Origin of the sequence: Novipirellula aureliae, assembly GCF_007860185.1 — a bacterium.
GTDB lineage: Bacteria > Planctomycetota > Planctomycetia > Pirellulales > Pirellulaceae > Novipirellula_A > Novipirellula_A aureliae.
Window position 1 is genome coordinate 161,254 of sequence record NZ_SJPY01000006.1, and the last position, 10,808, is coordinate 172,061.

The following is a 10,808-nucleotide window of genomic DNA, read 5'->3' on the forward strand; positions in this document are numbered from 1 at the left end:
CACGGAACCGGAGATTCCATTTCGGGTCGCGTCACGGCATACTCTCGACTCTAAATAGCTAACCGACGAACTTGCACATGCCCTTGCCTTTCTTCGCTGCCTTCACTTCATTGATACCGACGATGACCATGGTAAAGATGACCATGGTAAAACGGTGTCCGATTTTGATCGCCCGGATGGTACCGGCTTGCTTGACGTGATAGGATCGAACCTCAGATCTGACGATTCGCGATGGGCGTTGGCCGATGCGCTGTCAACTCTTTCCAATCCTACTCCGGCGAATCTCCAATCGATGAAATCGACAACTCCACTTTCAAGGACCGATAAATGACATTTGATGCAAAGAACAAGATCGTTTTAGTAACCGGCGCGAATCGTGGTATTGGCAAGGCGATTTTGGAAGAGGCGTTGCAACGTGGCGCGTCGAAGGTGTACGCGGCGGTGCGAAACGTTGAATCAGCGAAACCGCTGGTGGCTGAGCACGGTGAACGCGTCGTTCCCGTTCGCCTCGACTTGGACGACCCCGCTACGATTGCGGCAGCAGCAGAGACGGCGACCGATGTCCATGTCGTCGTCAACAACGCTGGCGTGCTGAAGCAGAGCACGGCTTTGGATCCTGAAGCAATCGATGACTTGCAGTTTGAAATCAACGCGAACGTATTCGGCTTGATGCGAGTCGCGCAGGCTTTCGCTCCGGTACTGAAAGCCAACGGCGGAGGTGTTCTCGTTCAACTCAATAGCGTTGTGTCGGTCAAGACGTTTGCGAATATGGCGACGTATTGCGCATCCAAAGCAGCAAGCTATGCAATCACGCAAGGTTTGCGTGACTCACTGCGAGAACAGGGCACGCAAGTTGTCAGCGTCCACCCTGGGCCGATTCAAACCGACATGGGATCCGCAGCCGGCTTCGCAGATATTGCGGTTTCACCTTCGATCGTTGCAACCGCCATCTTCGACGCCATCGCGGAAGGTTCGTTCCATGTTTGGCCCGATCCAATGGCCGAGCAGGTAGGCGCAGCGTATCAAAGCTTCGCCGGAAATGTCATCGAAGGTGAAAAGAAGGAAAACGCCGAGTAACGGATCGACTTTCTCGAACGTGAGCTCATCGTTGGGTTGACGAAGAAATGGTATCATTCCGTCCCGACAACTGAGATGTCCCCCGTTGGCTCACCCCTGACCCTCGCAGCCGTCCCGCCGCTCGATGAGATCAAATCCTGGCCCGATCCAGCAGCGACACGGGATTGGCTTTCAGCAATTCGTCTCGACTTTCTGTTGTAGCGACATGCCAACGAAGTGGCCGAAAGTCTTGGCGATTGTCGCTACCATTGGTGGCATAAGACTTGCGTTGCGGCTAGAGCATGAATACTGCAAGTAAATGTTCCCTACGGCATTGGCATCGTAAGCTAAGGCATTTTTTCCGTGGTCGTGAGCCAACGGTGCTGTTGGTTTTTCTCGTCGTCGTACTGGCGGCTTGGGGGTTTATCGAGTTAACGGATGAAGTACTAGAGGGAAGTACTGATTCATTTGATCGGTGGGCCGTACGGAGTTTGCGGGATGCAAACGATCCGGCAAATCCGCTTGGGCCATCTTGGTTGGAGGAGGCTGGTCGCGACGTGACAGCCCTTGGCGGCGTAGCGGTCCTGTTGATTGCGATTGCATCAGCTGCCGGATTTTTGGCTATCATTCGGGCGTATCGAACAATGATCATGCTATTGGTCTCCACGCTCAGCGGCATGGGAGCGAGTTTGTTGATGAAGTCGCTGTTCGCACGACCCCGCCCCGATTTCGTGCCGCATCTTTCGCACGTTTACACCAGCAGTTTTCCGAGTGGACACTCGATGATGGCGGCAGTCGTCTATTTGACGTTGGCGACGTTGATCGCTACGGTGCTACGTCATTATTGGCTCCGGTTCTACGTCATTGCGGTCGCAGTTGGATTGACGATGTTGGTCGGAATAAGCCGCGTCTACCTGGGTGTTCATTATCCGACCGATGTGTTGGCTGGTTGGTCAGCCGGCTTGGTGTGGGCGCTTGCGTGTTGGTTGATCATACGGGGAACCAAGCCGCGACCAGAGCGAAAGTCGCCATGGATCACGGATGTTTCTTCGCGACGGTACTGAGTAAGCGGCGGAGAGTTGGTGAGATTACTCCCCTGCCTTTGACGCAAGTATCCTCGTCGGGATGCGCGCGTTCTCGAAGACTGCGGCCTGCCGATACGAGGTCGAGAATGACCGAAAGCGTCGCATGCTTGTCAAGCGGCTTCTGCAGCAAGCCATCGCCGCCTAGCTGCTGCACGACGCTCCGCGTTTGGACATCTTGAAGACTGGTCATTATTAACACAGGCAAATCACGGATGCTCTCGTCATCGGATTCGCGAATCTTTTCAAGCAATTCAAATCCGCACAATTCTGGCATTTCAAGGTCGGTGACCAGCAGGTCCGGTGATCGATCCTTAATGACCTCCCAAGCAAGCTGGCCGTTCTCCAGCAATCGGCAATCGAATCCACTTTCACGTAGCCATTTCCCAACGGTCTCGCGAGAAGCACGGACGTCGTCAGCAATCACACATCGTTTCGGCGGGGCAGAGTTAGGCATCGTCAGCGAATCGGCAAGAAGGAAATAACGGCTAAAAATCTTGTTGCAATCATCGTGCCGAAACAGCAAAAGTCTTGGCGAGTTTCGCTACGAACGAAGGATATCCGTTGGCACACCGGTTGGCACACCGGTTGGCACACCGATTGCTTGATCGTCAAGCATGAACAATCCAATCGTAATCAACCGGGCGACCAACAAGCAAATCTTTCTTATCGCGGTGTTGCTGGGGATGCTGGTGTTGGCGACCGCGGGGCTATTCGTGCCGACGCTGAGTATCTTGATGCTCATCTTCGCTGGGCTGCTGTTCGGCGTGTTCGTTCATTCAATCAGCGCATGGCCGGCGAGTCATACGGCACTGTCTTATCGCTCCAGTTTTCTCGTCGTTGTGACACTCATGCTGCTGTCGATCGGCATCGGCAGCTTCTACCTTGGATCGCAAGTGGTTCACCAGGCTGATGAGTTGTGGACGCAACTGCAAGCCGCCGTGCACACGGCAGACGAAAGGTTGTCGCAGAACGACTGGGCCAGCGAGCATTTGCCAAGTGTTTCAGAGATGCAAGAGCAACTATCGCAGTCGACCCGTGCCAATTTGCCGGAGATGTTCCAAGGTTTGCAATGGGTCGGCTGGGGGGCAACCGGGACATTGGTGGTCTTTTTCGTCGGGCTCTACGCAGCTTATGAACCTGATCTGTATCTAACGGGCGTGGTCAAATTGGTTCCCAACGACCAGCGAGATCGCGTGGGTGAAATCTTGAACGAATTGAATTCGGCACTGGGCCGATGGATCGTTGGACGACTTCTTTCGATGACAATCGTGGGGGTTGCAACAGCGATCGCGATGGGCGTTCTGGGGGTTCCGCTTCCAATCTCGCTCGGTGTTTTGGCTGCGCTGCTAACGTTCATTCCAAACATCGGGCCGCTGTTGGCTGCGGTGCCGCAAATGTTGCTGGCGATTGATGTCGGCACGCAAGCGGTTGTATATGTGCTGATGTTCAATGTACTTCTGCAAACGGTCGAAAGCTATCTGATTACACCGCTCGTTCAACGACACGAAGTCGCGTTGCCGCCAATCCTGACCATCGCCGCGCAGTTGGTGATGGGGGTCATGCTTGGAATCATCGGGATCATGATGGCTGCACCCTTGGTCGTGCTAGCGATGGTACTGGTCCAGATGCTTTACGTCGAGGATCGCCTTGGCGATGCGCAGCCCGGCTCACTAACGAGTGAATGAGCGTAACAATAGCGGCCTGTCGAGGCGAAACTCACCAAGATTTTCTGACTTTAGCGTTACCCCGAATGGCACACCGCCATGAGCCGGAGATGCCGCCGCGAAAAACCGGTTCTGGTTGACGATACGCGAAGATCACTCATTCATGGCACACGTTTTGCTCCTCGTTCCACTTAACAAACGCCGAACGTCAACTTCCGACGTCTCTGGCACAAACCGAATACTCCAACGAAATGGAACGAAACATGAAAACCACACTAACACTGCTAACGCTCATCGCTGGACTGACCTTGGTTGGATGCAACGACAGCGTGTACGACGAACAAGCTGACGCGATCCGTGAAAACACGCAGGACTACGCAGACGACGTGCGTGAACGAGCCGACAATCTCGCCGAACAGGTCGAAGAGCGAAGCGAGAACATGGAGGATCGCTTCGAAGTCGCCAAGCCGCCGATGGAAGATAATGCCGATGAGGCCGCTGACAGCATTGAAGAACGTGCAGAGCGGAAAGCGGATGCGATTGAAGAAGCAGGCGAGAAGCGAGCCGACCGACTTGAAGAATTGGATGACAACGTCGAAGTGCTTGAATCCGAGTAACCGCCTCTCTCGACCTCTCTTCCGACCAACAACAGCCGGCTGATTTTCAGTCGGCTGATTCTGTGGCTAAATCCGGTGAGCTTGGCAGCGGAAGTTGCCGAGCGTTTCAACCGTTTGGTTTGTTTTGCGATCATACGCTTAGTCGTCGCTTCCCAAGGCCGCGCAACATCGATGACCCAAGCTACCTCGTCTCAATTTCACTCTTCACAAAGCACGATGCTTGTTCCACGACCACGTTGATCTGCAGCCATTCAACGAGACAAGCACGTTCCATGATTTTCGGCTCTTCAGAAGAAGTTGTGGGTTAAAAGGAAGTTGCCGGAGATTTTTTGGAGGGCATGGCAGTCGTGATACCCATTGCCACTCTTGCTCGACTCCCTCGCTGCCTCGGAGCAAGAAGCGACGCCGATCGAACATCACTTCTCGACATATCTTTTTGCCCTGCGGTGCTTGAAAAACCTACCCTTCGGTACTTGGGATGGATGAATCAAACCACGGATTCTTCGGTGGAGCCTCAAAGTTAGGGGGATGGGGCGCAAGCCTTCCGGTCCTCCGGACCCTAAAGTCATATTTGACCAAGCATTCGCTTGTTGATTCAACGCTCGCGGCAACCTGGCCCCCCCTGGGGGCTACCGCTCACGCAGAGAGTCATCGGTACTTGCTTGGGCGACGCAACGACTGTAAAAATCTGAAATGGAAACCTACCAAGCCTTAGCGATCTCCCTTGGACTTGGGTTACTGGTTGGTTTACAGCGTCAGTGGAACGATTCCGATATTGCTGGGATTCGAACGTTTCCCCTGATTGCGATGCTGGGCACACTATCGACCCTGCCGGGCAATCAAGTCGGCTGGATGAGTGCTGCAGGTATCCTGGCGATTGCAGTATTATTAGCGATCGCGAATCTCGCGAAGATTCGTTCCGGAGCGTTCGATTCCGGCATGACCACCGAGGTTGCTGCGCTTCTAATGTTCGCCGTCGGGTGCGCGCTGGGTGTCGGCGTAACCGGGCCAGCGATCGTGACGGCGGGCGTAGCCGCGGTCCTCTTGCACTGGAAAAAACGACTGCATGGAGTGGTCAGTTCGATGACCGACAAAGACTTTCGTGCCGTCATGAATCTGGCGTTGATCGGCCTGATTGTCCTGCCGATTCTACCCGATAAAACCTACGGCCCCTACGATGTTCTGAATCCGTACGGCATCTGGCGGATGGTCGTGTTAATCGTTGGCATCAGCATGGCGGCGTATGTGGCTTACAAGTTCCTCGGAGCGAAAGTCGGTGCGATTCTGGGCGGAGTCCTGGGAGGATTGATCTCTAGTACAGCAACGACGGTTAGCTATGCACGGCAGACGAAGGACTCGCCGAACATCAGCGTGGTGGCCGCGTTGGTGATTTTGATTGCTTCGACGATTGTCAACGTTCGCGTGTTGGTCGAGATCGGCGTGGTGGCGCCTAGCTTATTGAAAGTCGCATTCCTACCGATGACGGCGATGCTTTTGTTGATGGTCGTCGAATGCCTGGTCCTTTACTTGCCCGTTCGCAAGCAAGAGACACTGCCACAGGACCACGACAATCCCGCGCGACTCAGACCGGCAATCATCTTCGGCTTCCTCTATGCGCTTGTCCTGTTTATCGTGGCCGCAGCAAAAGATATCTTTGGTGACGATGCGCTCTATTGGATTGCGGGTATTTCCGGATTGACGGATGTGGATGCAATCACACTCTCAACGGCCAAGATGTTCAATGAGGATCGAGTCGGTGCGGAAATGGCCTGGCGAGTGATTTTGATTGCCACGATGTCCAACCTTGTGTTTAAAGCGGGCGCCGTTGCAGTGCTGGGAAGCCGTAGGTTGGCGTTCTATGTCGCCGTCGCGTTCGGGATCGCATTGGCTGGCGGTGGATTGCTCCTCGCGTTTTGGCCTGGGGCCGAGGTCATGCAGGTTCCCAACCCATGAGCGGACTCAAACTCGACTTTTGCAGAGAAACCAGCCGCCCAACGAAACCGAAAGCCTTGGCGACTTTCGCTACCGCTGGCGTCTTCAGAAATAGTCGGCGAGGCAAGGACTGTCCCGTTGTCGGCCGTTGACCACCCACCGATCTGCATGCTCGCGAACCGCCACCGTCCGCTCTGCGATTTTCACGGCACAGAATTTTCACGGCACAGTGTTTGCAACAACGTTGGAATGTCAAAAATAGAATCCCAATGGAGCCAATATGGATATTCCACAACTCACGTGCAAAACCGACGCCGAATTTGGCGAGATGGGCCAACAGTATCTTGCTGCCGGAAAACAGGTTGCCCTTCGCCGTTGGCAAGAAGACCCCTGCGATTTCAGCCCGCCAACCCATCGTGACTACGAAACAGTGGGCTTTGTGCTCCGTGGCGTACTCGAACTTGATCTCGATGGCGAAACCGCAACGTTGCGCGCGGGCGATTCATGGCTCGTGCCTCAAGGAGCCCAGCATCGCTACCGAATCGTCGAGCCCATGATTGCGATCGAAGCAACCAGCCCGCCGGCGAGATTCAACGAGCGTGACGAACCACCAACAGATATGGCGTATCACAAATGTCGCCGCTAGCCATCGTTTGGAATTCGGGCTCCGGTCGCGCCGCAGAGATCACGGAACTTCGGCGCACACTTGCAGGACGATTAACCGAATGGATCGACCTTTCGGAAATTTCTGAATTAGAAACGGAACTACGCGTCGTCCGCGTCCGAGGCAAACGATTAGAGCGTTACTATGCTAACATCGCGGCAGGTGGAAATTGGGTCCGAGTTAGCGAAACAATTACCGACGAACTAAAATCGCGTTGGGGAGCATTCCGCTACATCCGCGGCGCAATCGATGTTTTGCCCAACATGACAAGTTACCGCATTAGTGCGACCTGCGACTCCGGAGTCTTCACTCAACTCGATTCTTGGGCTGTTCTTGTCGCCAATGGTAAGCCAAACGCCGGGCGGATTGAGGTCGCACCAAAAGCATCTCCGACCGACGGCTTGATCGACGTCGTCATCGTTCGCAATGGCACAGTCGGCGACATGGTCGAGATCGTCGCCAACAATCTGCTGGGCGACTTCCTTGAAAGCGACCAAGTTATCTTTCGCCAGGTACGTTCTCTGCACCCGCATTCCAATCCCCCGATGCCATTCACGATGGACGGTGAAGTGGTCGATGAGGCTCCTGTTCATTTTGATGTCGTCCCCGGAGCAATCCACATGCACATTGGTAAGCACTAGCAGCCACAGGACATCAATTTTATTGAGGCGGAATTTGTGTTGACGATGATGCTGAAGGACGTCAAAGTAGATGCGAAGCATTTTCCTTAAACGGCAAAGCCGCAAATCGTAGTGGATCTTGTTAAAGATCCTGTTCCGAATCGGATCTTTAACAAAATCCACTACCGAAAAGAATGCAAGATGACACCAAATGCGGTGATCATTGATAGAGATCGATTCTAAATTCCTTGTCCTGTATTCGTTCAGCGAGTCAAATGCGTGGCAGCCTGCGGACGAATCCACATGCAGTGGCCACCGCCCGGCGCGATGACCGTAGGAATCATATCACCCTTCTTCGCGGTGATTTTTTTCACTTGATAAAGTTCACGTCTGGTAGCCTGGGGCTCCAGCGTTACCTTTTGCGTCATAGCTTCACGCTTATTCATCGGCCCGATGTATTCATAATGGGCATCCGGGGCGTCTTCGTAGAGTGTTAGGTCGTAGGTGACACCCTCTTCGAGAAAGTCCAAAGTCACGCTGGTTTTACGACCTGCTTCGTCCGCCAATGCCCCAACGAACCACTCGTCTCCAGCCTGGCGGGCTAACGTAATGTGTTGCCCGAATTCAGCATCCAACACCCTTGTCTCGTCATAACTCATCGGTAGCTGCGCAATGAATTCGAACAGATCCGCTTTGCGACGATAGGCATCCGGAAAATCGGGCAGGGTTACGAGGCCGCTGGGGAACAGAAGGCACTGTGCAGTCTGGGAAACCACAGTCGAGGGGATCTGACGGTGGCAATATTCGCGGGTGATGTAAGAGTCCAGATCGAACATACCGCAGCTGCGATCCACCGGACCGCTGAGCCCAAACACAAAAAGATTATTGATGACGCGACTGGGCGTGGCGGCCGGACGGGTACCAGAGTCGAGCATGCTGTTCACATATTCGTAGGAGAGGATATTCGGCCAGGTCCTCTCAACCCCGCTCGGCTTTTCGGATTCATGCACGACATACATAATGTGATACTCGGCGCATTTCTTTGCGACGTTATGGCTGAACTCATTTTTTGCGTGACTGCCTCCGCCTAGAAAACCGTGCTTTATCCCAACCACTCCCCAGTTCCTGTAAACAGAAAACGTTTCATCCATGTCAAAGTTTTGAAATGCTTTGGTGTTAACGTACAGCCAAATCCCGACTCCCTTGCTTTTTGCATACGCACAGACCTGTTCGATATCAATTTCAGGAATAGCGGTTTTTGGATCCGACTTCGGATCTCTCTCCGGGCCATACCACTCGGCATCCAGCATCAAATACTCCACTTCGGCCTCGGCGGCAAAGTCGATAAAGCGGATGTAGCTTTCCGTATTCAGACCATACTCAAATCCATCATCGGCATGGGCGCCGTGGGCACGCCAGTCCCACAGGGTCACGCCCGGCTTGATCCAAGAGGTGTCTTCAAACTCACAAGGCGCGTTCAAGTTGACAATCAGCGAGGACGTGATCAACCCGCCCGGCTTATCGGCAATTTGAATCGTTCTCCAGGGGGTCACCCAGCCGCCAGCCGTTTTCAAGTTGCTCAAAACCGTCAGTGTGTTACCATCCAGGTTTAGCCAAGCTTCATCGGAATGGACCACAGCCGCTTCATGAACCGAGAGGCACGCCTGCTCGGACAGTTTTACTGTAAATGGCGTGCGGATCCTTGCTGGCTTAAAGTCATACCGCGCATTCTTATTGACCTTACGGTTCCCAGATTCCCACGTATTCAAATCCACTGCATCGGATACGAGAACCTGACTTAGAGGAAACCATGCAGTCGGCTTTTCTGAAATAATCGATATCTCACTCGCTTCATGCGCGTACACCTGGTCACTGAATTTGAAGGATTCTGGGATCTGATAGCGGAATGCGATCCCATCGTTGTAGGCCCTAAAAATAATCGTCTGGGCAGCGTCGCCTTCAACCTTCAGTTGGATTTCGTTGTAATGATCTCGGTATCTCTTCTGACTGCCCCAGACCGGCTCCCATACATTGTCCGCCGAAGAGCGGGTTACCTTCGCGACCTCAAGCGGTGCCAAGTCATTCGGCTTCAGTCCCAGACTTGACGGGCCGATGATGGCGTCGCCACCAAGACGAACCGAATAAGTGACATTCCCTTCGTCGGTCCGCAGGGAAACTTCAATCTTCTCATCAGGAGAACGCAAGATTTCCTCTGCAGTGGCCGATGAGCATGCCGCCGCTGTCGTTAGTATCAACAAGAGTTTTAGTGATTTCATTGTAACTAGTAATTCCATAAGGCGGCGAAGCTGCAAAAGGTAGTGGATCTTGATAAAGATCCGGCATCGCACGGGATCTTTAACAAGATCCACTACGAAAACCACCGCGAAATAATATTAAACGCGGTGACAATTGACATCGCACGGGATCTTTAACAAGATCCACTACGAAAACCACCGCGAAATAACATTAAACGCGGTGACAATTGACACTGCACGGGATCTTTAACAAGATCCACTACGAAAACCACCGCGAAATAACATTAAACGCGGAGACAATTGACACTGCTCGGGATCTTTAACAAGATCCACTACGAAAACCACCGCGAAATAACATTAAACGCGGTGACAATTGACACTGTAAACGGATCTTCTTTTCCAACGACCCTTATCGTTTGAGACTGATTTCCCGCCTTCCCTTTGCAACTGGTATTGTCGCAAGATACAAGCCCTTGCCCAAAGATTCAAAGGTGGCACCCTCCATCTGCGGTGCGCCCGTTTCGCTCCAGACCATCAGCGGGCCGGATTCTTTCAGCGTGAAGGTGATCTCTCGATCGGACACGGACGTGACCTTCACCGCTGCGGCTGGCAGGTATTTATCGCTACGACCGATGACTGCCCAGCCCTTGGTTTTCGGATAGAGAAAGAACAACTTCGCGTCGAAGTTCGGCACCTCCGAGGAGAAGCCTTTCCCTAGATCCACGACCGACTTCGTCTCGCGATCAAAGACCAAAATCCCTTCGGCCGGAACATTCCGTGCACCATCCCCCCGGTTGCCGCAACTCGCTCGCATGACTGTAATCTTTCGCCGTGAATCCACTGCTAAGTGAATTGCCACTCTCGGTGAAGCTAAACAACGCTATCGCCGCCACGCCGTCTTCCATTGGAGCGACT

The 10,808-nt window shown here is 53.5% G+C and carries 10 protein-coding genes; 7 read left to right on the top strand and 3 right to left on the bottom strand.

Going from position 1 to position 10,808, the window contains the following annotated elements:
* Positions 1-327 precede the first annotated feature (327 nt).
* Positions 328-1,077 carry an SDR family oxidoreductase gene (locus Q31b_RS18430; RefSeq protein ID WP_146601128.1) on the top strand — a complete coding sequence of 250 codons (750 nt, stop codon included), beginning with the start codon at positions 328-330 and terminating at the stop codon, positions 1,075-1,077.
* Positions 1,078-1,358: 281 nt separating this feature from the next.
* Positions 1,359-2,120 carry a phosphatase PAP2 family protein gene (locus Q31b_RS18435; RefSeq protein ID WP_146601129.1) on the top strand — a complete coding sequence of 254 codons (762 nt, stop codon included), beginning with the start codon at positions 1,359-1,361 and terminating at the stop codon, positions 2,118-2,120.
* Here the strand turns inward: Q31b_RS18435 and Q31b_RS18440 are convergent.
* On the bottom strand, positions 2,092-2,595 hold the full coding sequence (locus tag Q31b_RS18440; RefSeq protein ID WP_146601130.1) for a response regulator: 504 nt from the start codon (positions 2,593-2,595) through the stop codon (positions 2,092-2,094). The genes Q31b_RS18435 and Q31b_RS18440 overlap by 29 nt on opposite strands.
* 160 nt (positions 2,596-2,755) lie before the next feature.
* Between Q31b_RS18440 and Q31b_RS18445 the strand changes: the two genes are divergently transcribed.
* From Q31b_RS18445 to Q31b_RS18465, 5 genes are all read left to right on the top strand, one after another.
* Positions 2,756-3,826 carry an AI-2E family transporter gene (locus Q31b_RS18445; RefSeq protein ID WP_146601131.1) on the top strand — a complete coding sequence of 357 codons (1,071 nt, stop codon included), beginning with the start codon at positions 2,756-2,758 and terminating at the stop codon, positions 3,824-3,826.
* A 242-nt stretch (positions 3,827-4,068) separates the two neighbouring features.
* Complete coding sequence (locus tag Q31b_RS18450) at positions 4,069-4,422, top strand: YtxH domain-containing protein (RefSeq protein ID WP_146601132.1); 354 nt, start codon at positions 4,069-4,071, stop codon at positions 4,420-4,422.
* A 693-nt stretch (positions 4,423-5,115) separates the two neighbouring features.
* Complete coding sequence (locus Q31b_RS18455) at positions 5,116-6,375, top strand: MgtC/SapB family protein (protein ID WP_146601133.1); 1,260 nt, start codon at positions 5,116-5,118, stop codon at positions 6,373-6,375.
* A 259-nt stretch (positions 6,376-6,634) separates the two neighbouring features.
* Entirely contained in the window at positions 6,635-7,000 is a 366-nt protein-coding gene (locus Q31b_RS18460; RefSeq protein ID WP_146601134.1) for a cupin domain-containing protein, read from the top strand.
* The gene (locus Q31b_RS18465) at positions 6,988-7,659 is read left to right on the top strand and encodes a diacylglycerol/lipid kinase family protein (protein WP_146601135.1); all 672 of its coding nucleotides are present in this window, start codon (positions 6,988-6,990) and stop codon (positions 7,657-7,659) included. The genes Q31b_RS18460 and Q31b_RS18465 overlap by 13 nt, the downstream gene beginning before the upstream one ends.
* 242 nt (positions 7,660-7,901) lie before the next feature.
* On the opposite strand, the gene Q31b_RS18470 is transcribed toward Q31b_RS18465, so the two are convergent.
* Both Q31b_RS18470 and Q31b_RS18475 read right to left on the bottom strand, forming a co-directional pair.
* The gene (locus tag Q31b_RS18470; protein WP_197171785.1) at positions 7,902-9,914 is read right to left on the bottom strand and encodes a glycoside hydrolase family 97 protein; all 2,013 of its coding nucleotides are present in this window, start codon (positions 9,912-9,914) and stop codon (positions 7,902-7,904) included.
* A 388-nt stretch (positions 9,915-10,302) separates the two neighbouring features.
* Entirely contained in the window at positions 10,303-10,707 is a 405-nt protein-coding gene (locus tag Q31b_RS18475) for a hypothetical protein (RefSeq protein ID WP_146601137.1), read from the bottom strand.
* Positions 10,708-10,808 lie beyond the last annotated feature (101 nt).

Bases quoted from the DNA above. Each gene is read 5' to 3' on its own strand.
- Q31b_RS18460 (WP_146601134.1), top strand. From the start codon at position 6,635: ATGGATATTCCACAACTCACGTGCAAAACCGACGCCGAATTTGGCGAG.
- Q31b_RS18470 (WP_197171785.1), bottom strand. From the start codon at position 9,914: ATGAAATCACTAAAACTCTTGTTGATACTAACGACAGCGGCGGCATGC.
- Q31b_RS18455 (WP_146601133.1), top strand. From the start codon at position 5,116: ATGGAAACCTACCAAGCCTTAGCGATCTCCCTTGGACTTGGGTTACTG.
- Q31b_RS18430 (WP_146601128.1), top strand. From the start codon at position 328: ATGACATTTGATGCAAAGAACAAGATCGTTTTAGTAACCGGCGCGAAT.
- Q31b_RS18435 (WP_146601129.1), top strand. From the start codon at position 1,359: ATGAATACTGCAAGTAAATGTTCCCTACGGCATTGGCATCGTAAGCTA.
- Q31b_RS18465 (WP_146601135.1), top strand. From the start codon at position 6,988: ATGTCGCCGCTAGCCATCGTTTGGAATTCGGGCTCCGGTCGCGCCGCA.
- Q31b_RS18450 (WP_146601132.1), top strand. From the start codon at position 4,069: ATGAAAACCACACTAACACTGCTAACGCTCATCGCTGGACTGACCTTG.
- Q31b_RS18440 (WP_146601130.1), bottom strand. From the start codon at position 2,595: ATGCCTAACTCTGCCCCGCCGAAACGATGTGTGATTGCTGACGACGTC.
- Q31b_RS18445 (WP_146601131.1), top strand. From the start codon at position 2,756: ATGAACAATCCAATCGTAATCAACCGGGCGACCAACAAGCAAATCTTT.
- Q31b_RS18475 (WP_146601137.1), bottom strand. From the start codon at position 10,707: ATGCGAGCGAGTTGCGGCAACCGGGGGGATGGTGCACGGAATGTTCCG.